Raw genomic sequence first — 24,407 nt, 5'->3', positions numbered from 1 at the left:
CCGATCAAGACCCCCTGCATCAAGGTATGTGTCATCGACGGCGAAACCGGCCTCTGCATGGGCTGCTACCGCGAGCTGACCGAGGTCGCCGCGTGGCAGAAGCTGTCGGACGAGGATCGCGCCAGGATCATGACCGAGCTGCCGACCCGCCGGGAGCGCATCCGCCCCGAAAAGCTGGCCATGTTCAGCTGATTTCGGCCGGCGCGTTCACCGGTTGCAAACACCCGTCGCCGTAACCTGTCCGTTCAACAAGGCCGAGAACGGCCGGACAGCGCCAAGGTGGCGAGGGTGTCGAGTATGATCAAGTTGGCCGCCATGGCCCTGATCGGAGCCGTATCGGCGGTGGGCGCGGCCCAGGCCGTCGTCAGCCTGGACCCGACCACGCGGTCCGACGGCCTGCGCGCCGCTGTCGCCCACTTCGTCCCGGAACCGCAACCCGCGCCCGCGCAGGGCGAGGCGGCCTCCATCGCCAAGGCCAGCGACGGCCACTATTGGGCGCAAGGGACCGTCAACGGCGCCAGCGTCCGCTTCCTGGTGGACACCGGCGCCAGCGCCGTGGCGCTCACCGCCGCCGACGCCCAGCGCCTGGGCTTCGACACCGCGAAATTGAACTACGGCTACAAGGTGATGACCGCCAACGGCGAGGCCAGGGCCGCCGCCGTGAAGCTGGCCTCGGTTTCGGTGGCCGGCGCCAAGCTGGCCGATGTCGATGCGCTCGTGCTGGACAAGGGGCTCGACGCCTCCCTGTTGGGCATGACCTATCTAGGCCGCCTCTCCAGCTTCCAGGCCACCCGCACCGCGCTGATCCTTCAGCCCTGACACCGCGGCCAAGGCTCGGTCCACGACGCCGAGGTCCGCGCCCGGCTTCACGCTTTCCACCGTCAGGATCCGCCGCCAGGTCCGCGCGCCCGGCGCGCCGTGGAACAGGCCCAGCATGTGCCGGGTGATCCCCGACAGGTGCGCCCCGCGCTCAAGCTGGCGGGCGATATAGGGTTTGTAGAGCTCCACCGCCTCGAACGGATCGACATCGATCGCCGCCCCGAAGATGCGGCGGTCCGCCTGTCCCAGGATTCCGGGCGTGTGATAGGCCGCCCGGCCCAGCATCACGCCATCGGTATGGGCAAGCTGCGCCTCGGCCTCGTCCAGCGAGCCGATGCCGCCGTTGATCTCGATGGTCAGGCCCGGTCGCTCGCGCTTCAACCGGTGGACGAGGCCGTGGTCCAGCGGCGGCACATCCCGGTTCTCCTTGGGCGACAGGCCCTTCAGCCACGCCTTGCGGGCATGGACGATGAAGGTGGTGACGCCAGCCTGGGCGCACAGGTCCACCAGGGTGAACAGGCTCTCCTCCGGCTCCTGGTCGTCGACCCCGATCCGGCACTTCACGGTGGCCGGGATCGAGACCGCCGCCCGGATGGCCGCCATGCCCTGCGCCACCAGTTCCGGCTCGCGCATCAGGCAGGCGCCGAACCGACCGCTCTGCACCCGGTCAGACGGGCAGCCGACATTGAGGTTGATCTCGTCATAGCCCAGGTCGGCCCCGATCCGGGCCGCCGCCGCCAGGTCTGCGGGCTCCGAGCCCCCCAGTTGCAGGGCGACGGGATGCTCCACGTCGTCGAACCCCAGCAGCCGCTCGCGGTCGCCATGCAGCACGGCGCCGGTGGTCACCATCTCGGTGTAGAGCAAGCTTTCCCGCGTCAACACCCGGTGGAACGCCCGGCAATGCCGGTCCGTCCAGTCCATCATAGGTGCAATAGACAGTCTATGCGCTTGATTTTGCACGGGAATTTGCTTACATCTCAAGGCGTTAAATCGGACGAATGGCGCGAGGTTCTACGCTATTTTTCGCCGCTTTTCGCCCCCTTTCGCCAATCCACTGCACCCGTTTTGCACTCAGAAAATGGCCTCGATCCGCAAACAGAAGTCTGGACGATGGCGCGCCCAGGTCCGCCGCAAAGGCCGCGCGCTTAGCGAGACCTTCGTCCGTCACGAGGACGCGAAGGGCTGGTCGCTCGACACCGAGCGGCAGATCGACCGGGGCGAGACACCCCTGCCTACCCGTATCGCCCGCCTTCGGACCTTCGGCGAACTCATCGACCTCCACATCGAGGACATGAAGGAGGTCGGCCGCGCGCCGGGCCGCTCGAAGGACGCGACGCTGCAAATGCTCAAGCGCGACCTCGGCAAGCTGAAGCTCGTCGAGATCGACCGCGAGCGGCTGATCCAGTTCGGGCGCGCACGTGCCACGGCCGGGGCCGGCCCCGTCACCCTCTCCATGGATATCGGCGCGATCCGGCTGGTGATGTCGCACGCCGCAGCGGTCCATGGCGTTCCAGTGAAGATCGAACCGATTGATCTGGCGCGTATCGCGCTCAAGCGCCTGGGTCTTATCGGCAAGAGCAATGAGCGCGACCGTCGGCCGACCGACGAGGAACTCGAAACGCTCTTCCGCCACTTCGACGCCAACGACCGGCTGACGATGCCGATGAGCCGGATCATCCGGTTCGCTATCGCCACGGCGATGCGCCAGGAGGAGATCTGCCGGGTCACCTGGAGCGATTACAACGCGCGGACCAAGATGCTGACGATCCGCGACCGCAAGGATCCTCGCGAGAAAAAAGGCAACGACCAACGCATCCCCCTCCTTGCGGTCTCAGGGTTCGACGCCGTCGGGCTCATCGAGGAGCAGCGGGCGATCCGCACCAATGAGGACGATCGCATCTTCCCCTATGTCCACAAATCGGCGGGCACGTCCTTCACGCGAGCCTGCCGGGATTTGGAAATCGAAGACCTTCACTTCCACGACCTGCGCCATGAGGGCACCAGCCGACTCTTCGAAGCCGGCTTCCGCATTGAGCAGGTGGCGCTCGTCACGGGACACAAGGATTGGAAGATGCTCAGGCGCTATACGCACCTGAGGCCGGAGTCGCTCCACGACATCGCTTTGAGAACGGGGGCTGGCTGATGACCAAGTTGATTTCTATAGCTCTTAGAGCTACATATCGCTTAGCGGCGCTCCCGTCGTGAGCATTTACAAGACCAAGGCGTTTGCGCGCTTCGCACTAAAGGCGGGTCTAGCAGATGCTCAGCTTGCAGAGGCTGCGGCTCAGGTCGTCAATGACCGCTTCGGCGTCGATTTGGGTGGAGGCGTTTATAAGCAGCGGGTCGCACGGGCTGGCGGCGGAAAGTCCGGTGGTTATCGGACACTCATCGCCTTCCGCGTCGGTGCGTCCTGCTTTTTCGTCTACGGCTTCGCCAAGAACGAGATGGCGAACGTGACAAAGAAGGCGCTGGAGGCGTTGCAAAGCTACGCAACCCTCCTGTTGAGCTATGACGAACACGAGCGCGCCCAGGCGGTCGCGCAAGGTGAGTTGGTGGAGCTAGAAGTTGATGGCGACAAAGGCTCGCAATCCTGAGGCAGATATCCTCGCGGTGGTGCATGAGTCCGTCGCTGGACTGCACAAGATCGGCTTGGTCGATCAAGCGACCATGCGCCACTTCGATGCTCTATGCCTGACTCCCGTAGAGTGCCTATCGCCCGATGAAATCCGCTCGCTGCGGGAGCGCGAGCAGGTCTCTCAAGCGGTGTTCTCGCGATACCTCAATGTGCGCAAGGATGCCGTCAGCAAGTGGGAACGAGGCGAGAAGCGCCCCAACGGCCCCTCATTGAAGCTGCTAAATTTGGTGAGAGCGAAGGGCCTGCAAGCAATAGCATGAGGTCCCTCGAAGGAGGCCGAGCCCTAGCTGAACGATCGAGGCTCTTGGGGACGTGCGGGCGAGACTCGCCCGTGTCCTGGATCAGACGTCGAGGACTTTGCGCCACGATCAGCCCAAGTCTGCAGATCGTCGATTGCGTAGACCACCCGACCGCCGATCTTCCGATAAATCGGACCGGTTCCGTAGGTTCGATGCTTCTCTAGGGTCCTGCCCGAGAGACCTAGGAAATGCCCCGCTTCAGAAGTGCGAAGCAGGCGGGGCGGCATGGGCGCGCCTTCAAACATTGCAAGTTCTCCTTTCGCCGTTGGGCATTCGCGATGACACGAACGAGAAGCGGCACGCGACTCACTATCCACACGCAGCCTCGGCGCGAAAGGCGTAACCCTACGCTGCGCAACTACGTGCATAGCGGCAGTTTCGAGCCATATTCACATCGCGATGGGGCGACGAGGGAATGGTCGCACCGGCCTACGCCGAGGCGCGATCCCGGTAAGCCAAGGAGTCCGGGCTGGGTCAGGGTGGCCGTCAAGCCGCCAAACCTTCAGGACGGAGCCGCAAGGCTGCTGGCCTGGCCAAATTCGACTGACCGCAGGTTCGCGACGTTCTGGGCGAGGCAACGTGAACGAATGGGCCTACGTTCTACTGACGGAGTGAGAAACCAGCGCCTTCCCTCAATGGAGACGATAGCGACTGACACTAAAGATCGAATGCAGTTAGAAGCCTCAAATGACCCCCTACTTGGTCGTAGGGTCAGCCGTCCCGCTGAGGGGCGTAGCCTGGGCCAGTTCGAACCTTTTCCTCAAGGCGCTCCATCGAAGTATTCGATCACATTTGACCGTCATAGAGTCAGCTTCGCACGGTGGCCCAGCGACCGTGACGACGAGGCGTGTCGATCCCCCAGTGCGCTCCAATCGGCTCCCAAAGGCTGCCTGTTGGAAAGCCGGATATGCCATGCCGTCTGCCGCGCCCATGAACACGGTCACCAAGGCGCCGTTTTCCGCCTGGAGGCTGTTTGACGCCCCACATCCATGCCGCGTTGCATCGATCACCCAGTCGTCGATCTTGTCGCCGTTGAGATCCACCTGATCGCCAAACGGACGCCCTTTCACTTCGGGGCAGCGGGCGGTGAGTTGCTTCGCATAGGCGGCCACAAGGGGCGGCGTTCCTGTTGTCGCGGCTCCTGCCGATCCGGCCAGGGCCAGCGCCATGACAACGCAGACTTTCCCTAACATGCCTCGTCTCCTCATCGTTAAACCTTCAACCAAGCGCGGACTGCCCCATCGAACTCACACCTGAGAGCAAGCCGCCCATCAGGACGCCCAGCAAGGCGCCCAGGAAGACGATCAAGGCTGGCCCTGCGATCCGCCCGAGCGTTTCGATCCGCCTCAGGGCCGCGTCCTCCTCCAGCTTGCCGCCGCGCATCAGGAGTTCGCCGACGGCATTGGACGCCTCGCCCACCGCCGCGAGCCGTACAATGGATGCTGGAAACCCGCGCACCGTGCTCAGAGCATCCGAAAGCGACTGACCCTGGCGTACCGCGTAGGCGATTGGTTCAAGGCGCCGCTTGGCGCCCGCCGACGACACCGACCGAAGCGCCAGCCTGATCGCATCCCCGATCGGCGCGCCCGCAGCGAGCATCGTCCCGAGGGATTGCGCGAAACCTCCGAAAACCAAGCCCGAAACCGTGCGCCGGGCCGGGCCATCAAGAAAGAGCCGCTCGAGAGGCGCAGCTAGCACCCCGACCTGACCGGCTACGATCAAGGCGGCGACCAAAGTGCCAAGGCCAAGGCCCAAGAGGATTAGATTGTTTCGCAGGAAGTCGCTGGCGGCGATCATGACCGAGAGGGCGATCGGGGGGTTCGAGCCGGTCTCCTCGGCCAGCGGCGCGATGGACGGAACAATAAACAGCAGGATCACGAACACCGCACCGATGGCGCTGGCGAAAACAAACCCCGGATAGGCCAGGACCGAGACCAGCTGATCTCGCAGCTTCAGCCGAGAGTAGATCACCTCAGCCCCTCGCTGGAGGCCACCCGGCAAGTCGCCAGCCGCTTCACCGGCAGCCACCATCGGGGCCACGAAAGCCTGTCGCCCCTGAAAGCTCCCGGCGAAGGCGCGCTCCAAGGACTCCCCGCCGCCAATCTCCTCCAGCAGTGTCTGGCAAACCAGCTTGACCTGAGGCCGCTCGAAACGGTCGCCCAGGATGCCCAGGGCGGTGCGAATGTCAGCGCGGGCCTTTAGCAGATCGGCGAGACTGGAAAGGAAGTCCGCCGCTTCGCGGTCGGCCAGTGACTTGGGCTTAGCTTCCTTGACCGCAACCGCTCGGCTCGCTGTAAGCCGCAGGGGTGACAGACCGTCGCGACGCAGGAGATCGAAGGCGGTTGGTTCGTCCCGCGCCGCGATACGGCCCCGCACACGGCGACCCTCTGGGCTGATGGCCACATAAGTGAACTGGTCAGCCATGGATGGCCGCCGCCACTTCGTCGAGGGTGGTGAGGCCGGCCAAGGCTTGTTCATAACCGTCCAACGCCATGTCGCGCAGACCACCCCGCCGGGCGATCGCCTCGATATCGGCGGCCGACTGGCGATCAGCGACAGCGCGCAGGAGGGTTTCCTGGGCCTGGAATGCTTCGCTGATCGGCACACGTCCCTTAAAGCCCGTCCCCTTGCAGCGCGTGCAGCCTTTGGCGTGGGCCAGACTCGCGGGCGCCGGCAGAGAAAAGGACTGCAGGAACTGGTGCTCGGACTCGGTGGGCGCGCCTGTCTCAACGCAGTGCGGGCAGAGCCGGCGGACCAGGCGCTGGGCGACCGCGCCGCGGAAACCTGCGGCCAGCTGATAGGGCTCGACCCCCATGTCTCGCAGGCGTGGCAGCACCGCCAGAGCGCCATTGGCGTGGATGGAGGCCAGGACGAAGTGGCCTGTCATGGCAGCTTGCACCGCCACCGCCGCGGTCTCGGCGTCGCGGATTTCCCCCACAAGGATGATGTCGGGATCCTGACGCAAGAAGGATCGCAGGGCCGCGGCGAAGGTCAGGCCAAGCTGGGGCGCGACCTGGGTCTGGGAGACGTGGTCGAAATGGTATTCGACGGGATCCTCAACGCTGAGCACCTTCTTGCCGGTCCCAACGAAGGTCTGCAGCAGCGCATAGAGAGTAGTCGTTTTGCCGCTCCCGGTGGGACCTGTCACCAGGAACAAGCCGTGGGCCGCCTTGGCCGCGCGGCGCAGGATCGCAGCGACCTCGCCGTTTAGCCCCAAGGCGTCCAGGTCGAGAGGCACGGCGCTTCGGTCGAGGATTCGGAGGACCGCCGACTCGCCAAACACCGTGGGTGAAGTCGCAACCCGCACGTCCACCTGCTTGCCTTGGACGACGAAGGTGGTGCGTCCATCCTGCGGCAGCCGGCGTTCGCCGAGATTGAGGTTGGCGATCACCTTGACCCGCGAGACAGCCGGCGCCGCGAGATCGGCGGACACCACCTGGTGATCCATCAATCGGCCGTCGACCCGCAGGCGGATACGCAGGTCGTGGCGCGTGGGCTCGAAGTGGATGTCGGAGGCGCCCACGGCGATCGCGGCTTCGAAGGCGGCCGCCACCAAGCGCGCGCCCGAGCCCTCTGACGACTTGTCGGTGACGAAGTCGATCTCGCGCTCCAGCCGCCGTTCATCCGGCGCGGCCTTGGCTTCGCGCGGGGCGGCGAAGGTCCGTTCGAACTCGCGGCGCCAGTCGGCTGGCCGGGCGGCAAGAATGGAGATGTCGCATCCGGTGGCGAACACCAAGCCCGACAGCCCCTCGTCATCTAAGGGATCGCAGGCCGCGCAGACCAGGACCTTGCCCTTGCGGGCGACGGGAAGGATACCGGCGCGGCGCAGGTACTCCGCCGAGACGCCGATCGAAGCGGGATCGACGCTCACGGGCGTCTTCATCGGCTCCCAGACTTCGCAGCCGGCGACAGCAGAATAGGCGTCTACGAGGTCGTCATCCGACAGGCTGCCCAGCTGGTTCAGGACCTGCTCGATGGGCTGACCCGTGCGGGCAGCGACCAGCTCACTGCGCGCGACGGCGGAGGCGTCCACCAGCCGGGCTTCCAACAGCCGGTCGAGCACGCTCTCCCGCTTGTGGCGAGTGGCGCCCTCGAACGCAGATTTCACGCCATCGTCGGCCACAACCCAGCCTCCATCAGGATGCCGACCGTCCAGGCCGAAGCCGCGATCATGGGGCCGAAGGGTAACCTCCGGTCGGCAGGGCGCAGGCCGATCATCACGGCAAGGCCGATCAGGGCGGCCACCACGACGGTCGATGGCGTGGCCAGCCCTAACCAGATGGCGAGCGCCGAGAGCAGCTTCACGTCGCCGAAGCCGAGGCCAGGCGCGCGCCCGTTCCGGGCCGAGAGCCAACGCACACCGCTGAGGACCGCGAACGTCAGGGCTCCGGCCACCAGCCCGACTTCCAAGCTCTGAAGCGAGCGGGTCAGCGCCAGCACAATGGTCAGGGCGGCGATCACCGCCGTCAGGGTGTCGGGCAGTCGCTGGGTTCGAGCGTCCACCACCGCGCTCGCCAGCAGGGTGAGGCCCAGAGCACTCAGCAGCGCCACCCGGACCGGCTCACCGATCCAGACTGCAGAGACCAGGATCGCGGCGCCGGCCAGTTCACCGGCCAGATGGGTAGGATCAATTCGGTCGCCGCAGCTTCGGCACGCCCCGCGCAAACCGACAAAGGAGATCACCGGCACCGTCTGGGCGTAGCTCAAGGAAACCCCGCAGGCGTCGCAGTGCGACCGGCCCCGCGCCGTCGCCTCCCCGCGGCTGCGCCGGATCGCCGCGGTCACCACATAGCTTCCCAGGACCAGGCCCAGCAGGCCGGCTACGCCGAACTGAAGGCCGGTTTCCATCACTGGCCTGGCGCCTGCAGGTCCTTGTTGAGGCCCACGCCCTCGGCCTTGCCGTCCGCGCCATAGCTGGTCACGTGGAAACCCACGCCGTTGTCCTCCGGATCATAGGTGACCGCATTGCCCCAGGGGTCCTTCAGCACCTTGGTGCTCTTCAGATAGGGCCCGGTCCAGCCGTCCGCGTCGCCAGGTTCGGCGATCAGGGCGCCCAGGCCCTCGGTTTTGTTTGGATAGCGACCAACATCGGAGCGGAACATCTCCACCCCGGCGGCGATAGTTTCCAGTTGCAGCTGCGCGGTCTTGGCCCGGGCGCGGCCGAGCTGACTGATAAGACCTGGCGTCAACACCGCGGCGATCACACCGATGATCGCCATCACCACCAGGATTTCGGTCAGCGTGTAGCCGTCATCGCGCCTCATGCGGCCGACACGGCCTTCAGAACGGTTTCGCATTGTCCCCCAACTCCCCCTCCGCGCGACAGCCACCTCAGGACCGTCGCCGCCGGATGACGCGCGTCCCCTGTAAATCTCACGATCCTGGCGTCGCGCCAACCCGCAGAGGTTGTGATTGTTATGCGCCAAGCTTCACCGATATGCCATGAGGCTGGCTTCGATCCCAACCCCGGCTCGACAGGCGCCGCATAGGTGAAACTCGCCTGCCGACCGTAGGCCGAGGCAAACTCCGGCGCGCAGGTTCGCCAGAGACGGCCGGCTTCCAGTGGGCGGATGTCTGGGTATCCCGGCTGCCCGCTGGCGGCGGTAAGTTTTCCCCGCAAAACCTCGGGATCGGTAACGCCGAGAGCGGCGAACGCCTGGTCTTCCAGTCTGCTCGCGGCGTCGAGGCTGAGCTTGTCGGCCTCGGCCGCCGCGGTGATCTCCGTCCATCCGTCCTCGGTGGGTAGGGTCCAGCGATAGGGGCCGGGCCGGGTGCTACGGACGATTGCGGCGGCGGCAGCCAGGTGCGCGCCGTCCAAGGCGTACTCCGCCTGGGTCCGCGCCAGGTCTGCCCGCACAAGGCGCATGAGCGCGAGGCTACGCCCGACCATGGCGACGCCCACCAGGGCGAGCGCCAGGCTGAACACCATGGCCGCCGGAGTGGCGTAGCCGGCGTCAGGGTCTGACGGGCAGCAGGCCACGGCTTTGCAGTTCGTGCATATCGGCCAGCAAATCGGTCATGGCGCTGTCGGCCGAGGCCCGGTCGTTGATGATCCGAGCGGTGAGCAGGATGATCAGTTCGCTGCGGCTGGCGTTGCGGCTCTGGGAGCTGAACAAGGCGCCGACCCCCGGAATGTCCTTCAGGCCAGGCACTCCGGAGTTTGAGGTCGTGCGGCTGCTGCTGATCAGGCCGCCCAGCGCCACCACGCCGCCGTTGTAGACGATGAGAGAGCTTTCAAACCGCCGTTGCTGGATGGTGGGGGAGTCGATGCCAGAGGTCACCGTCTTGGCGACAGAGCTGACCTCCTGGACCACATCGAGCAACAGTTGATCCTCTCCGGTGATCCGGGGCGTCACAGTCAGGATTACCCCGGTGCTCCGGTAGTCCACCGTACTGACCAGGTTGGCATTGGGGTTGGTGGTGCTTTGCTGGGACTGGACCACGACTGGAACCTGATCACCGATCTGCAGTCGGGCGGTGCGGTTGTCGAGGGCGATGATCTTCGGGGCCGAGACCACCTCGATCGCGGTCCGAGACCCCAGCGCCTTTACCGCCGCCTCAATGTCACCCCCGAGATAGGTGGCCGAGAAGCCCGGGAAGGAAGCGCCAATGGCGCCCGATTTATTGCCGATCGACTGTATGGTGAGATCGTTGGCCAGCGCCTGCCAGTCCACGCCGAACTGGAATTCCTTGCCCAGCGTCACCTCAAGTATCGAGGCTTCAATGAAGATCTGTCGAGCCGGCCGGTCAATCTCGTTCAATATCCGCTGAATCTGCACCCAACGCGCCGGTGACGCGAAGATCAGCAGCGTGTTGGTGTCCTTGTCGACACCGACCCTCATGTCCTCGTCTGTCGGCCCAACGGGCGCCGAGGCGAGGGGCGGACCAGAAGTCGTGGTTGCCCCCCCAGTTATCGACGCCGGTGACGGCGGGCTGGCGGCCTGACTGGTCCCGCCCGCGCCCCCCATCACACTGTTGAGCGTGCGGGCAATCGCCTCCGCCGATGTGTTGCGCGGGTGGTAGACCCACAGGGACGAGCCGACCTCTCGCCCGGGGGTATCTAGCCGCAACACCCACTTGCTGACCTCATCCAACGCCTCGGACGAGCGTCCGAAGACGATCACGCCGTTCAGGCGCTTCAGCGGCACCACTGCGACCCCAACCATGCCGCTGGCCTGCAGTATGCGGTCGAGTTCCGTGGCCACCGTCGTCGCCTGAGCCTGGGTCAGCTCAAACCAGCGGATCTTGGAGTCCTGGAAGGCGTTCTGGTCGAAGATCTTCAGCGTCTCCAGCGCCGACCGCAGCTGTTGACCAGATCCGCCCAGCAGCAGCAGCCCGAGCTTGTCATTGGCGTAGAGCACCGTGTCGGCGGCCGAGATGGCCTCCATGGCGCGGGCCACCTCGGTGGGCTGGGCGTAGGAGAGTGGTACGGCCACCACTTCGTAGCCCGCCTGACCGGCGCCCTTCGCGCCCTGGCGAATGTCGGCGGTCGACTTGGCCTTGCTTTGCGGCGTCACCACCAGCTGCCCGCCGTTCTGCACCAGGGCCACGCCGTTGGCGGCCAGCACCGCCTCCAGGGCCGCGAGAAGCTGGGGCCTGGTCAGTCGCTGTTCGATACGGAACGAGATGCGGCCAGTGACGGCGGGATCGATGGCAAAGGGTACGCCGGCCTGCCCCAACACCTCCTGCACCACCGAACGGATCTCGGCGTCCTGGAAGGCGAAAGTGTAGTTCTCCGCCCCTTTCTCGGCCTGGGCCCAGCCGGGAGTTGCGGGAATGCTCAGGCTCAAGGCGAGTATCAGGCTGATGAGCCTGGGAGAGAGGCGGCTCATTGCGACCGCGGTGCGCTGGCAGGCGGCGGCGGGCCGCGGAAGCCGGGCGGCATCTCGTCGGTTCGGCTGGCTTGGATCGCCGGCGCACTGGGCTCAGGCGCCCCAGCCGACCGCTCCCCAAGCGCGACGTCCTTCGGCCCAAAGGCGGTGTCCACCACGATCTTGCCAGGCGTGACCTGCTGCAGGGTGACGCCGTCCCGCGTCTCGCCCACACGCATCCAATCGGCCGCCTTCCCATCGATGGAGATCAAGGCCGCCGTGCGCCTCGCGGTCAGGGCGACGCCTTCGACCCGGATCACCGCCTCAGCGACCGCGCCCGGCCCGGTCGCCAAGGCGAACAGGGGCGCGGCGACCATGTCGGGCAACGACACAAAACCCACCTGCACGTTCATGCGCGGCGGCGGCCGGATGGCGGTCAGCCCCTGTTCGATGGGCACGAGCTTCTCGAAGCCGGCCGCCGCGCCGCCTGCGGCCATCCAGGCCAACAGGCCGGTCGCCAGGCCGATCGGGGCCGCGCCGAGATAGAGGGTCAAACGGAGCAAAACGCACGTCCCGAAAAACTGAGGGTTACAGTGGACGCCTTGGGCGTCAGGTCGACGGTGTCGGCGAACAGCTGCGGCCGCAGCTTGCCCATCGCTTCCAGCATCAGCAGCGCCGATTCATAGGAGCCGGAGGCCTCGACCTTGACCCGCAAGGTCGCGAGGCGATCGTCAGTGGTTGAGCCGCCGCCCGGGCCCACCTCCATCCGCTTGACCTCGATCTGCGCCTGGGCCGCAGCTTGGGTGAGGTCAGAACGTAGGATCTGGGCCTGTTCGACCGGTATGCGAGTGCAGAGCGCATCAGCTGGGTAGGAAGAGAGGGCGCGCGAGGGTCGCGCCAGCCGCCCCGCCTCGTCCACCTGCTGCTGCACCTCAGCGAGCCGCGCCTTGAAATCGGCCGGTGTGCTGATCGCCGCCAGAATGAGACCCAGGATCAGGGCGCTGGCCAAGGCGATGGTCACGGCGATGATCCCGTCCCTCTGGGTCGGTCGCTCGGTGAGGGTCATGGCCCGGTCCTCTCCGAGGGGAATGTTGTCGCCGGCGAAGGATCGGGGCGGACACCCCAGAGCCAGACGCCTGGGCGGATTGGCTTGTCCGAACGCTCGATAGGCCGCTCCTCAGCCAGGAAAGGCGCGGCTGCTCCGCGCGCTTCCACCGCCAGCAGCCCGTGATCCCAGTGCACCGCCGCCAGTCGCGATTCCGGCGCCCGGGCCGACGACGCCCAGGCGAGGTCGGTGAGCACCTGTTCGACGGGCCTTGCCTTGCCCACGGCCCTGCCCAGCAACCGCATCTGCTCTGCACGGGTCTGCTGGGTCTTGGCGGCGCGGGTCTTGGCCTGGGCGGTCTGCTCGGCCAGGTCCAACCGCGCCGACGTCTCGGCCCGAACGCTGAGCGCCACCGCGACTCCGCTGCCGAGGATCGCGAGGGTAATGGCGGCCAGGAGGGCCAGCATGGCCATCAACCGCGCCCGCTGTGTCTGCTCCGCACCTGTTCCGAATCCGACCTTGGTGGGGACGCCGTCAACGTCCACGAGGGTTTCGAAGGGGCCGGTGAACTCGCTGGTGCGGATGTAGAGGACCGCGAACCTGGCCGAGCCACCGAACGACCAGGTTCCTAGCCGCTTCAGCTTGTGCATCAGGTCGGCGATCGGGACCGGGGCGCCGTGGCGGGCTTCCAGTTCGGCGGCGCGCCGCTGTTCCCAGGGCATGCCCGAGGGCACGGCGAAGACGCGGACGAAGACCTGGGGCGTAACCACCGGATCGGGCTCAGTGGTGTCAAGGTCCGGCGGCAGGAGGGTGTGGACGGAACTCATCGGCAATCCTGCATCACCACGTCAAAGTCGCAGGCGGCGGGCTGCTCGGCCCAGGCCCGCGCCACCAGGATCGGACGAACGGTCGCACCGTCGCCCTCAATGATGGAGACTGCCCGCAGCGCCTCATGCGTGGTTCCGGCCGGCGGCCAGACCGGGCTGTCGGCCAGGGTTCCACGGTAGACGAATCGCGCGCCTGCCGCAGGACCGAGCGCCAAATGGCGATCCCCCTGACCCGTCTGAATATCCAGACTGAACCCCTTGGCAGTGTCGCGCAGCGCGGCCTTGCACCGGCTGGCTGCGCCGCAGGCGAAGTCGAAAGCCTCGGCTTTGCCCACCAAGCCGCCCGCGTCCCGAGCCCGGAACGCACCGGCCGACGCGAGCATCCGCTCCAGATCCACTTGGGCAATGCGCGCCGCTGTGGCGGCGGCCACCTGGCGGCTGACGGCGAGCTGCGAACGCCCCAGGACGTGCACCCCCAGGGACAGCCCACCGATGGCCAGGCCGATCATCACCAAAGCCGCCAGGGTCTCAGTCAGGGTGTAGCCGTCTTGGCTCACGAGACCGCTCCGACGGGGCAGGTTTCCAGGGTGGCGGCCTTGTAGGTGCGTCCGCTGTCCACGGAAGTCAGGGAGGCGGCGCGGCGACAGACCTCGACGGGACGCTCGGCCCCCGTGGCGTCCAGCTCTACCCGCCAGGCAAACCCGTCAGTCCGACCGGCCGCGACCTCGTACCCGCGGGGCGTCGACTCCAGCAGATAGCTGAGCAGGGCCTCCGCGCGGCGCACCTCAGTGGCCGCCGCCGTGGTCTGGCCGGCCTGCGCCATGGCCTTGAAGCTCATGATCAGGGTCATGGAAATAATCATCAGGGCGACCAGGGCGTCGACCGCCGCATAGCCGCTGGCGGCGTCGCCTGTCGGCGCCGGTTTGGCCCCTACCCCACACGCTGCGCCACGAACGAGATCCAAAAGCGCCGCCCCCCAGCATTGCACCCCGACCGGTATCATATACACAAGGTTGCGCAACTTAGAGCTTCACGGCGGCGTCTTGCGCAGATGGATTTGGGTCAGGGTCTGGTCGAACCGGCGCGATTGGGGCCGCGCCTGAGGCGAACCGGCGCAGTCGGGGTCTCCGTGATCATCCACATCGCCCTCTTCACATTTTTGTTCGCCACAGCGTCCGGAGACCTGATCTCGGGCGGCGGCGGCGGTCCCCAAGGGCCGGTGATCAACGTCTCTTTGGTTGGCCCTACTGCCCCGCGCATCCCGCAGACCGCAAGCGCGGGCGGAGGCGCCCTGCAGCCCTTGTTCGCCAAGTACCGGACCGCCTCGGAGGGCCTCCCTGTCCCCGTCGGGAGGATCAGCCCCAACGGCGACTTCAGCCGCCTCGTGAACCGCCTCCAGCAGCCCGCCGCGCAGCAACAGGATCGCGTCGAGGCGAAGTATCCGGACTCCATCCAGCACTCCCCGGAACGCGTCTCACCCACAGCAAACCGAACCTCCTCCCCCGGCTACGCCGCCGCCAACGGCGAGACGGCGGGCTCCGCCTCGGCGGGCGATCTCTGGGGCCGAATCGAACCTTGCTGGCGCAATCTCTCCACCCGCGTAGAACGGCCGGTGACCCTGGAGGTGAGCCTGGACGCCACCGGCGGCCTAAGCCGCCCCCCGAGCGTGGTTCGGGAGACGAACGAGATGCTCGATGAGCAGAGGTTGCGGGCGGAGGCGCGGGCGCTGCAGGCGCTGGCGGGGTGTCTTCCGCGCGGGGACTTGAGCTTCGCGCGTCGGGTATACCGTTTGGAGTTCACCGCTGAGCGTTAGGTCTGGCTGCGGCAACGGAAGTTTATCTGCAGTCCATATTGCTATCATGTCACCGGAATCAGAATCAGACATTCAGGTCGCAGAATGTATTACTGCGTCCCTGCGCTCCCCTATTCATACCACCCAATTCACACCCTGATTACGCGATGTCACCGTAGTCAATCAGTAGAATCGAAGGATCAAAATGGACAGCTTCAGTCATCCCGCTCGAGATGCAATATCTCCAAATTCACCACACTTCGGAGTTCGGCGCGCATATCAACCGTGGGAGGCATCCACTCCATTCCATTCTTGTGTAGAAATTTCCTGAGATCGAATTCATCTGGGCACGCCTCCAGAACAGACCTGAGGTCTCCCACCAATTCCTTCCTGCTACCATCTGAAAGCAAACTCAACGCTCGATGGAATCCTTCCTGAACACCAATTTCTTCCAAGTCAAAATCCTGGTGAAATTGAGATAGAATATCTCGCAGTGTGGAAGAATTGTATTGACTGAGATCGATCATCACAACCCCCCTAGATCGACATTCTGATTTGAATTGCCTATAATGTTATTTGGATATGCAGTCAGAACCATTATAAACCCTAGGTTATTCAATTTAAAAATTACTGTCGCATTATACACATCCAATCTAGTTCCATCAGCTGCGAAGCCATATCCGGTTGGAGTAGGATTTTTCAGGTCCACCCTCACGGAGGGTATTTTTCCAGCCGCAAGTAATGCCATTGCCACTGGATTTGCAACTTCGTACGCACGATTTATTACTTTATTGGCCGCTACAGCTGACCTGAATGTACTGGCAAATCCTACTTTCTGCGCTCTAGCAATCAGATAGTCATCTGACTTATCAATATGTCTCTCTGCAACATGGCCGCCAAACGCCTCATTTATTGCAATGGCAAGCTCCGCGCTGAACTCCTCAAGCCCCCCGGTGGACGAGACATTGGTAATGTTTAGGCCTGTTGAACCAGGGCCTATGCTGCCGAGGTTTGACGGAATTCGCAGCTGCGCCAGGTCGAACCCTTGTGGAAACAGATTGCCGGTGATTTCCAACTCTTGGATTGGTGGGGGGGGGTTGGGCAGGTATGGTCCGTCCCAGTCTGGTGCAAGCCCACTCGAATCCGTTCCATTCATCGGGTCCCCGTGCACATACCTGTAGATGTTCATCCCATCGCCGTACCCGATCGGGTCGGTCTGCAGGAACCGCCCTTTCATCGGGTCGTAGACGCGGGCCTTGTAGTGGTAGAGTTGGGCCTCCGGCAGGGCGATCTGGCCGGTGTATCGGAAGCGGGAGCCCGCCCAGGTCTGCGGCTCGCCATAGGGGCCGTAGGTGTAGGGCGTGACCGTTCCGGCCGAGTCCGACGTCGCGATCACCGAGCCCTGGCGATCGGTATGTAGCCAGCGGGGATCAGCCCAGTATTCGCCTTCCAGCCAGCCGATGGGATCGTCGACCCCCACGCCGTGCACGTACCAGCGGAGCCTCGTATTGGTCGCGGCATTGTACTCCGCGATCAGACGTTGGCCGTCGTACTGGAAATCTGTCGTCGCGCTGCCCGCCGTCACCTTCTGAATGCGGCCGATAGGATCATAGGCGACCGCCACGGGAGCCGAGCCGCCGGTAACCGCGGTCAGGCGGTTCTCCACATCGTACGTGAAGGTCCGAACACCGTCGAAGGTCAAGTTGCCGTTGGCGTCATAGCCGCTGGCGGCCGCGATGGCCGCATCCCGGTTGAGCTGGTCGTGAGTGAAGTTGGTGGTGGTGGTGGGCTGTCCCGACCAGACGTAGGCTGCGCCGCTCTGGGCCTGGCCGGTCACCTGCCCTGTGGGGCTATAGTCAAAGGTCTGCGAGAAGGCGGTGGAGGCCGACGAGCCCGATTGGCTCAGGCCCGAAAGACGGCCGACGTTGTCGAAACTGTAGTCGGCCCGCGTACCATTGCCTCTGATCATCGAGGATCGCCGGTTCATGGGTCCATAAGCGATCGCGCCGAGGTTCACGTAGAGACCGTTGTTGGCCCAATCGTTGATGGTGACGCCCGTCAACCGATCGGCCAAGTCGTAGGTGTACTTTGTTTTGCTTGAGGAATCGGGCTGCACAACGATGCGATTACCATCAGCGTCGTAACTGCTGGTCACCTCGTGTTGAGTGCCGGAGACATAAGACTTTTCACTCGTCACGCGCCCCAGGGCGTCATAGGAAAAGCGTATGGCGGGGTCGCTCGACGCCGACCCGAACCGCCCCTGGGTGAGGTGCCCTGCACCATCGTACTTGTAATAGACGTCCTCCGAGGTCGTGCTGGGCAGGTCCTTCACGATCACCCGGTTCAGCGCGTCGTACTGGTAACTGATCACTCGTCCGTCGCGCTTACGATAGGAGGTGCGGTTGCCGTTGACGTCGTAGCCGTACTCTTCGTAGTCGGTGGTGCTGGGGACTCCGGAGCCGCGAGGGCTAGCCGGATAGTAGAGGCGCTTGACCCGACCAAAGCCGTCATAGGCCAGTGAAGAGGCATTGCCGTTGGCGTCGGATAGGGTGATTTTTTGCCTATTGGGCGAATAGGCGTACCTGGCCGCGGATTGCTGCGCGGCGCTGCCGACCCCAATCTCCTCCTGAACCAACTGACCGATGGCGTCGTAGACCTTGCGACTGATCCGGTCGGGACCGTTCACCCCCGCGGTCGAGGGGACGCAGGCGTCCGACGGAAGTCGGCCATAGACCGCTGGATTCATCCGCACGGCGGTGCAGGTCACACGGTTGAGGGCGTCGTAGGCGTATTGGGTCACGCCCGAGGGAGAGACAACCTTCACGACATTGCCCACCACGTCGTACTCCGTGGTGGCGGTCAGGTAGGGCACGAAGGGGCCACCCGCGTCCAATTGGCTGGTGACGTTGGTTTGCATCCCACGCTCGACCTTCGTCGCGCGGCCCACCACGTCATAGGTCGTCCGGGTCGCGACGCGCTCCCTTGCCGATCCGCTACCTGAATTGACGGGACTCGGCTCGGAGGCCCAGGTGCGACGCCGCATTGTGTCGTAGGTGAAGCGCGAAATGCCCCCCCGCGGGCTTTGAACGGAAGTCGGATCCCCTAACGCGGTGGTGGCGAGCACGTCCCAGGTATCGCTCTGTCTGGCCGTCCAATCGGCGCCTCCCGATCCGTCGTATGCCGCGGAATAGGTGCCGCCGATCGGATTGGTCACCGACATCGGCATGCCGTTTCCGTAATAGTAGAGCGAGCCACTGTAACGAGACATGCCAGACTCAGCCGCCGGATGGACGACAGAGCTCAGCGCGCCGTAGCTGTTGTAACTGTAGTCGGTCTGCGCACCCTTGGGATCCTTGCCCCAGGCCGGCTGGTTCCAGGTCGCGTCCCAGCCTGTCTCGGTGGTGATGGTTTGACCGGCCTCGGCGGAGCCCGGCCGGGCGGCGAGGATCGACTTGGTAGGCTGGTTGCGGTCGTTGTATTCGACCGAGGTTACCTGGCCTTCCGGAGACGTGGCGGAAAGCGGCCGTCCGCGGCCGTCATAAGCCGCTGTGGCCACTGCCCCGAGCGCATTGATGGTCCGGATCGGACGTCCTTCCAGGTCACGGTAGACGACGGTGCTGTAGCCAAGGGCATCGATGGACTCATCACGCAGGCCATTGGCCAGCAGGAGCTGCGTCGAGGGGCGGCTCCCCATCACCGCGAGCCGGTCCTTGACCTCCTTGGCCCGCGCGAGCGTGTCGAACACATACTGGATCGCCGGCGTCGTCGCATTGTCGGCGCCGTAGACCTTCTCCAACCGGAAGCGCTGGTAGGCGCCGGTCCCGATCGTGGCGATCTCGAACTTGGTCACCGCGCCGCTAGGGTCGGTATGGGTGTGGGTAGCCCCGGTCTGTTGGGCGACGGCGACGTAACCTGCCATCGTGAAACCGCCAAGACCGCCGGCGGTCAACTGCGCAGTCGAATAGCCGCTGGAGACGTTGATCGGCACCTGCACGCTCGTGGCGCCGGTCGACGAGGAATATTGCAAGTCGACAGTGGCGCCGGTCGGCCAGGCCCAGGTGGAAAGCCTGTACCCCTGCTGCTTCACGCAACCTGCCGCCGAATGGTCGAATGTGAGACGCCACGATGAAAACGTCTGGGTGTCCCCGGCTCCGTTCTTCAGTGCAAACGACAGGCCGCTATTCGTCCAGCCGCGGGTCGGCATGTACTCCGGAGCGCCAGACCCACTGCACGACGGATGATCCACATCGATCGCCCGCGATCCCGTCTGGGTCAGGGTCGCATAGCTTGCCGCGCCCGGCGCCAGCCACTGACCGTCGAACTTGCGCACAAACTGTCGGGTACCGGCTCCCAAGCTGGCGGTCGCCACATTGTTGTTTAGCTGCTTAGTCCACCACGCCACGGCCAGGACCCCCGCGACGTCGCGTTTCAGCGCCGGGGAGGCTTTGTAGATATCCTGCGCAGCGACAAAGGCCGCAATCGTCCCCAGCGCTGCGCGGACATCGGTTTGGCCCATGGCCTCAAGGCCCGACCCAGAGAGGGTCAAGCCGTTGTTCCAGCTACTGGTCCAGGGTCCCTGGGGCTGCCGATGATCGATGGGGCCGAAGGTCTCATCCTTGGCGTCACCTCCGCGCCAGGTGAGCGCTAAGGACAATTCGAAGGGCGCCGCGCCGCTTCCCTTCACGATCTTCGCTGGGCTGGTGAAGTTGACATCGCCCGGCTGCCCATCGATGAACCGGCTTTTGACGACGTCGGCGCTGGTAGCGGGATCATACAGATGCTGGTGGAAGGTCTGCGCACCACCGCCGCCACCGTCCACCCGACCATTGGGTCCGGTCAGAATATGGGCGATCTCGGTTGGATCGCCATTGCCGTCGTACTTCGTGGCGACCAAGGCGCCGCCGCGTTGCAGCGATTGCTCATGGGTGTAGCTCCCCCCCGCGACGCGCAAGGCCCCAGCACGTCGGCCCGGCCCTAGGAAGGCCTCCTCCGAAGCCACAACCGAGAAGCCAGCCGCGACATAGGCGCTGATGGCGTCGGACAAAACTTGTCGGCGTGCCTGGAGCTCCGTGTTTCCCAGAACCGGCGTCGTGATACCGTGAGTTCCACTTTCTGACGTGGTCGTTACGCCCTCCGCCTGCGTCAGCCCGGCGGCTTGGGCTGCATCGCCGCTGGAGACGTAGCGGTAAAAACGGCGCGCGGAACCAGCTGAGGCCGTATCGTCCGCCACCGGTGAGTTGGCCCACTCAAAACGAGTTGCGGTCGAGTTCACATCCGGCAGGTCCGCTACCTGGGCCGTCACGCCGCCTTTGAGCGCCGAAATGGTCGCGGCTATAGCTTGAACGCCAGCTCTGCGGTCTGTGGCGGTCGCCGCCTTGGACGTGAGGCTGAAGCCCGTTTCCACGTCCAGCCGATCGTAGCTGTCGGTGATCCAATAGGCGTAGTTGGGTGAACCGACGCCGGCGTTGACATCGGTCTTCAGGACATATGTGTCTGCTGCGGAGATGCCGACGGCGTAGTGCTGCGTAATGATCGACTTGGCGATGGCAGCGTGCAGGCTCGCGGCTTTAGATTCCTGGGCGAGCCAACTTGCGGCGAGCAGCTCCCGGCGGCCGTCACCTTTGAAGGTCACCTTGTAGGACTTGTTGCAGACCGCACAGGCGTAGGTCGGCGCGGCGGGCATGAGCGTGTCCTTCCGCGAGCCCCACTTGTCGATGAGGCCGCGGCCCATGTCGCCCCAGCCGTGAACGACGGTGAAGGGTAGCGCATAGTTCACCGGTCGAGCGATCACGGCGTCCATATAGGAGCCGTCCACTGTGGAAGAACCGTTGGCGCCCGAGGCATAGGGCGCGTTCACCGTCAGGGTGATGGTTCCCTTGCTGAAATCTGGGCTATCGGAATAGGTCGCACTGGCTAGGCTTGGCCCCGCACCGTTCTCGTCCAGCAGCTTGAGCGCGCCGGTGAAGCTGGCGCCTGTCGTATCGAAGTTGGTGTCGAAGATCAGACGGCGGCTGTAGATCTCATCAACGTAGAGCGCCTTGTTGACGATGGTTGGCGTCGACGTGTCGGGCCTCACCTTGGTGATCTGGACCGTCAGTCCTGTGCGGTACTGATTGGGCACGTCCCCAGAAATCGTCCTCAGGACGCTGGACGTGTAGGGCAGGCTGATGAGGCGCAGTCCCGCCGAGGGGATGGTGGCCGGCGTGATCGCTTGCCCCCCGACGACGTCGGACATGGAGGGCGTCGGAGTCGTGGCCTGTAAAGTCGTCTGCAACGCCGTCGCATAGGCGGTGAGCTTGGTGTTGAGCGCCGAAGCGTTGACATACTGCGTATAGGACACACCTGAGGCCGTCCCATCGGTGGTCGAGGTGGAAGCCTGGGTCAGCGCTTCCCCCGTCGTCATGCCCGCGGCAGTTGTAAGGTTCAGACCCGCCTTGAAGGTGTGGGGTTTGTAGGCCGGATCGAAGACATACTCGACGCTAGCGATCGTGGTGGCCACCCAGACATGGCCGACCTCGATTGATGACACAGTTGCCGATCCATAGGCGCAGTTGGCGGTCGTCGAACCATTGATCACAGCCGGTATGCCGCCCGAAGACAGCAGCTGACAGGCTGCGGTCGCAGAGGTGATTCCCGACCAGTCCGAGAACTGCGTCCCGGTCAGCGTGATCGTGCCCACCTTATAGGACGCCGTGAAGCCGGCCTCCCGCAGCAGTTCCACCATCAGGTGGGCCTGGTCGAAGGCTGCGCCCGAACGGTCGACGATCACACCTAGCGCGCCCTTGCTCAGGCCGTAGGTCCAGACCATCTCGGTGTTGTTCCGGACGTGCTCATAGATCAGGTCCGGGTCGCCCTTCAGCGCACGGACAAGTTCCTTGATTTCATTAGGGCGGGCGGAACTTCCGATGCTGTTGGTTGCTGTGGTGGCCGAGCCGTAAAAGCTGTCTGCCGCCGACGGCGAGACGAGGATCGCCGTGCCGATCTTGCTGGATGGTTCGGCCAGGGCCGAGCTCACGGACCCTGCAAGCAAGGCGATCGCCGCGAAAACACAGCCGCGCCATTCGCGCCACTGCACGAGCTTCGAAACCATAGTGCCCCCCGCCCCACCCGGCGGCGTACGCGCCCCGAGCCTCTCACCGTCACACACGAGCGAAACTTCCGCGCTCGGCATAGTTGCGCGAAGCTATGGCATAGCTTAAGCAACCGTCAATTGAGGGGCCGCGAATATTTTCCATTCTGACGCGAAGCGCCATTTGGTGCGTCGGTCGCTGGAGGCGCGAACCCCAAGACAAACTAGCCGGGGGGCACGATGGGGCTTGTTCCGCTGTCGCATTCGCGACGCTTGATGTTGGCGGTCGCCATTGGGGCGCTGTTGGCAGGGTCACCGCGCGCCGAGACGACCCAGTACACCTATGACGCATTGGGGCGGTTGGTCTCGGCCATCGACCAGAATGGCAAGACTGTCGTCTACACCTACGACAACGCCGGCAATCGGACGCGGCTGAGTAACGGCCAGGAATACGCCGAACTGTTTCCGACCGCGTTCACGGCCTCCTCGAACGCTGGCGCCACCGGCCTTTCAGTCGCCGGCGCTATGCGCGACAGCGGCTTCACGGCCCTGGCCTCGATCCACGCCACTCAGAGCGAGAGTGGCGCCTGGATTCAAGCCGATCTGGGCGCCGCCAAGAACGTCAACCACATCCAGGTCGCCCCTGCAGTGGCGGCCTCGGTCGGCGCGGGTGTCGAAGACGCAAACGGCCTGAATGTCGAATACTCCGTTGACGGAACGACTTGGAAGTCGGCCGCGACAATCAATGGCATGGCGGCCGGCGTCACGCGCTCGATCGCTCTGGGTGGCGTCTCACTGCGCTATCTGCGACTCAAGCGCCCGGGTACGGGCCAAGTCTCGCTGGGCGACCTGCGGCTTTTCTCATCGGCCAGTTTGGGTAGTCCGCTGATCGCCGAGCCGGACACTGTATCGACCAACGGTGCGAGCTCCATCACCTTCGACCCGCGAACCAACGACCGCGCCTTCGACGGCCACGCCTTCACCATCAGCGCTGCCGAAAACCCGCCGCACGGCCAGGCGATCGTCAACAGCGGGACGTCCCTGACCTACATCCCCAACACCGGTTATGTGGGCGGCGACACCTTCCGCTACACCATCGCGGACGGCGACAGCGGCGTGGCGAGCGCGCAGATCTTTGTCAACGTGACGCCGCTTGCGAGCGCCAACCGTAGTCCGACGGCCGTCGACGACACCTTCATGGTCGCGGATCGAGCTTCAGGCAGCGTCGACGGCGTAACCGTGCTGCGTCCCACCCTCAATGACCGCGACCCCGACTACGACGTGCTTACCGTCAGCAGCACCACGACCCCGTGGCATGGCACCGCCACGATCACAGGCGGATCCTTGATCGAATACGTACCGGCCACTTCCTATTCGGGCGCCGATAGCTTCAGCTACACCATCTCCGATGGGCGAGGCGGCACAGCAACCGCCAACATCGCGCTGACCATCGCCAATGCAGCGCCAATCGCGGTGACCGATTTCATCACCACCGACCGCAATACGACGGTGATCTTCGATCCCCGCGTCAACGACAGCGACCCGAATGGCGACTCTCTAACAATCAGCTCGTTGACGCCCCCCCAGCATGGCTCCGCCGCCGTCAGGCCGGATGGGAAGGTAAGCTACGCTCCGACTGCCTTCTATGTTGGCTCCGACAACTTCGCCTACACCATCTCGGACGGACGGGGAGCCACGGCCACAGCCTCTGTCATCGCGACCGTGTCGCCGCCGCGCTTTTCGACCCTCGAGGTCATGCAAGACAACTTGTACGGCCCCCTCGCCACCCTTCAGGGAGGATCCTTCTCCTCGGCCACGAACGGAGTTCACGTCTACCTCGATCAGCCACTCACGGCCGGCAGGAGCTACTGGGAGGTGAAGCTACTTTGCGGGGCAATCGACCCCGGAGTGGCGAATGTGGTCAACCTTGCCAGGAACTTCGGCGGCTACTCCAACAAGAACGCCGGGATCGACACCTATTTCAACCAAACCTGGACCACATCCGCCAGCGGTAGCGGCCTCTCCGCCGCGGCCCTCAACGATGTCTACGGTTTCGCGCTGGACGCCGATGCCCGGACACTGAAGATTCTGAAGAACAACGCTTCAGGTC

The 24,407-nt window shown here is 64.7% G+C and carries 23 protein-coding genes; 7 read left to right on the top strand and 16 right to left on the bottom strand.

Annotation, left to right across the window (positions count from 1 at the left end):
• Together AAC997_RS01380 and AAC997_RS01375 are read left to right on the top strand one after the other, a co-directional pair.
• On the top strand, positions 1-192 hold a 192-nt coding region (locus tag AAC997_RS01380), incomplete at its 5' end, for a DUF1289 domain-containing protein (RefSeq protein WP_340643906.1).
• A 105-nt stretch (positions 193-297) separates the two neighbouring features.
• Complete coding sequence (locus AAC997_RS01375) at positions 298-819, top strand: TIGR02281 family clan AA aspartic protease (protein WP_340643905.1); 522 nt, start codon at positions 298-300, stop codon at positions 817-819.
• Here AAC997_RS01375 and dusA read toward each other — a convergent pair.
• Positions 763-1,779 (bottom strand): tRNA dihydrouridine(20/20a) synthase DusA, encoded by a 1,017-nt coding sequence (dusA, locus tag AAC997_RS01370; protein ID WP_340643904.1) that lies wholly within the window; start codon positions 1,777-1,779, stop codon positions 763-765. The two genes, AAC997_RS01375 and dusA, sit on opposite strands and share 57 nt — an antisense overlap.
• 118 nt (positions 1,780-1,897) lie before the next feature.
• Here dusA and AAC997_RS01365 point away from each other — a divergent pair, with 118 nt between their 5' ends.
• The 3 genes from AAC997_RS01365 to AAC997_RS01355 are packed head-to-tail and all read left to right on the top strand — an operon-like array spanning position 1,898 to position 3,714.
• Entirely contained in the window at positions 1,898-2,962 is a 1,065-nt protein-coding gene (locus tag AAC997_RS01365; RefSeq protein WP_340643903.1) for a site-specific integrase, read from the top strand.
• A gap of 58 nt (positions 2,963-3,020) precedes the next feature.
• The gene (locus AAC997_RS01360) at positions 3,021-3,413 is read left to right on the top strand and encodes a type II toxin-antitoxin system RelE/ParE family toxin (RefSeq protein WP_340643902.1); all 393 of its coding nucleotides are present in this window, start codon (positions 3,021-3,023) and stop codon (positions 3,411-3,413) included.
• Positions 3,388-3,714, top strand: coding sequence for a DNA-binding transcriptional regulator (locus tag AAC997_RS01355; RefSeq protein WP_340643901.1), 327 nt, complete (start codon positions 3,388-3,390; stop codon positions 3,712-3,714). Before AAC997_RS01360 ends, AAC997_RS01355 begins: the two co-directional genes overlap by 26 nt.
• 23 nt (positions 3,715-3,737) lie before the next feature.
• Here the strand turns inward: AAC997_RS01355 and AAC997_RS01350 are convergent, their stop codons facing one another.
• From AAC997_RS01350 to AAC997_RS01290, 13 genes are all read right to left on the bottom strand, one after another.
• Complete coding sequence (locus AAC997_RS01350) at positions 3,738-3,998, bottom strand: DNA-binding protein (protein ID WP_340643900.1); 261 nt, start codon at positions 3,996-3,998, stop codon at positions 3,738-3,740.
• A 450-nt stretch (positions 3,999-4,448) separates the two neighbouring features.
• Entirely contained in the window at positions 4,449-4,946 is a 498-nt protein-coding gene (locus AAC997_RS01345; RefSeq protein WP_340643899.1) for a hypothetical protein, read from the bottom strand.
• 25 nt (positions 4,947-4,971) lie between these two features.
• Complete coding sequence (locus AAC997_RS01340; RefSeq protein WP_340643898.1) at positions 4,972-6,177, bottom strand: type II secretion system F family protein; 1,206 nt, start codon at positions 6,175-6,177, stop codon at positions 4,972-4,974.
• A complete protein-coding gene (locus AAC997_RS01335) occupies positions 6,170-7,876 on the bottom strand; it encodes a GspE/PulE family protein (RefSeq protein WP_340643897.1) in 1,707 nt (568 codons plus the stop codon). Before AAC997_RS01335 ends, AAC997_RS01340 begins: the two co-directional genes overlap by 8 nt.
• Positions 7,858-8,601: an A24 family peptidase gene (locus AAC997_RS01330; protein WP_340643896.1), complete on the bottom strand. Its 744-nt coding sequence runs from the start codon at positions 8,599-8,601 to the stop codon at positions 7,858-7,860. Before AAC997_RS01330 ends, AAC997_RS01335 begins: the two co-directional genes overlap by 19 nt.
• Positions 8,601-9,017, bottom strand: coding sequence for a type II secretion system major pseudopilin GspG (gene gspG, locus AAC997_RS01325; protein ID WP_340643895.1), 417 nt, complete (start codon positions 9,015-9,017; stop codon positions 8,601-8,603). The genes AAC997_RS01330 and gspG overlap by 1 nt, the downstream gene beginning before the upstream one ends.
• Positions 9,014-9,733, bottom strand: a complete 720-nt coding sequence (locus AAC997_RS01320; RefSeq protein ID WP_340643894.1) for a hypothetical protein — start codon at positions 9,731-9,733, stop codon at positions 9,014-9,016. Before AAC997_RS01320 ends, gspG begins: the two co-directional genes overlap by 4 nt.
• On the bottom strand, positions 9,708-11,543 hold the full coding sequence (gene gspD, locus AAC997_RS01315) for a type II secretion system secretin GspD (RefSeq protein ID WP_340643893.1): 1,836 nt from the start codon (positions 11,541-11,543) through the stop codon (positions 9,708-9,710). The genes AAC997_RS01320 and gspD overlap by 26 nt, the downstream gene beginning before the upstream one ends.
• A 38-nt stretch (positions 11,544-11,581) precedes the next feature.
• Positions 11,582-12,127, bottom strand: coding sequence for a hypothetical protein (locus AAC997_RS01310; RefSeq protein WP_340643892.1), 546 nt, complete (start codon positions 12,125-12,127; stop codon positions 11,582-11,584).
• Positions 12,115-12,630: a hypothetical protein gene (locus AAC997_RS01305; protein WP_340643891.1), complete on the bottom strand. Its 516-nt coding sequence runs from the start codon at positions 12,628-12,630 to the stop codon at positions 12,115-12,117. The genes AAC997_RS01310 and AAC997_RS01305 overlap by 13 nt, the downstream gene beginning before the upstream one ends.
• On the bottom strand, positions 12,627-13,436 hold the full coding sequence (locus AAC997_RS01300) for a hypothetical protein (RefSeq protein WP_340643890.1): 810 nt from the start codon (positions 13,434-13,436) through the stop codon (positions 12,627-12,629). The genes AAC997_RS01305 and AAC997_RS01300 overlap by 4 nt, the downstream gene beginning before the upstream one ends.
• Complete coding sequence (locus AAC997_RS01295) at positions 13,433-13,993, bottom strand: hypothetical protein (protein ID WP_340643889.1); 561 nt, start codon at positions 13,991-13,993, stop codon at positions 13,433-13,435. Before AAC997_RS01295 ends, AAC997_RS01300 begins: the two co-directional genes overlap by 4 nt.
• A complete protein-coding gene (locus AAC997_RS01290; RefSeq protein WP_340643888.1) occupies positions 13,990-14,400 on the bottom strand; it encodes a hypothetical protein in 411 nt (136 codons plus the stop codon). The genes AAC997_RS01295 and AAC997_RS01290 overlap by 4 nt, the downstream gene beginning before the upstream one ends.
• A 165-nt stretch (positions 14,401-14,565) precedes the next feature.
• On the opposite strand from AAC997_RS01290, the gene AAC997_RS01285 reads away from it, so the two are divergent.
• Complete coding sequence (locus tag AAC997_RS01285) at positions 14,566-15,249, top strand: hypothetical protein (RefSeq protein ID WP_340643887.1); 684 nt, start codon at positions 14,566-14,568, stop codon at positions 15,247-15,249.
• 194 nt (positions 15,250-15,443) lie between these two features.
• Here AAC997_RS01285 and AAC997_RS01280 read toward each other — a convergent pair whose 3' ends face one another.
• Together AAC997_RS01280 and AAC997_RS01275 are read right to left on the bottom strand one after the other, a co-directional pair.
• Positions 15,444-15,755 carry a hypothetical protein gene (locus tag AAC997_RS01280; RefSeq protein WP_340643886.1) on the bottom strand — a complete coding sequence of 104 codons (312 nt, stop codon included), beginning with the start codon at positions 15,753-15,755 and terminating at the stop codon, positions 15,444-15,446.
• On the bottom strand, positions 15,755-22,318 hold the full coding sequence (locus AAC997_RS01275) for an RHS repeat-associated core domain-containing protein (protein ID WP_340643885.1): 6,564 nt from the start codon (positions 22,316-22,318) through the stop codon (positions 15,755-15,757). Before AAC997_RS01275 ends, AAC997_RS01280 begins: the two co-directional genes overlap by 1 nt.
• Positions 22,319-22,537: 219 nt before the next feature.
• Between AAC997_RS01275 and AAC997_RS01270 the strand changes: the two genes are divergently transcribed.
• Positions 22,538-24,407: Ig-like domain-containing protein (locus tag AAC997_RS01270; RefSeq protein WP_340643884.1), on the top strand; the 1,870-nt coding region annotated here is incomplete at its 3' end.

Source organism: Phenylobacterium sp., assembly GCF_037968635.1.
In the GTDB taxonomy this organism is placed as follows: domain Bacteria; phylum Pseudomonadota; class Alphaproteobacteria; order Caulobacterales; family Caulobacteraceae; genus Phenylobacterium.
This window is presented reverse-complemented; position numbering and strand designations above follow the sequence as displayed.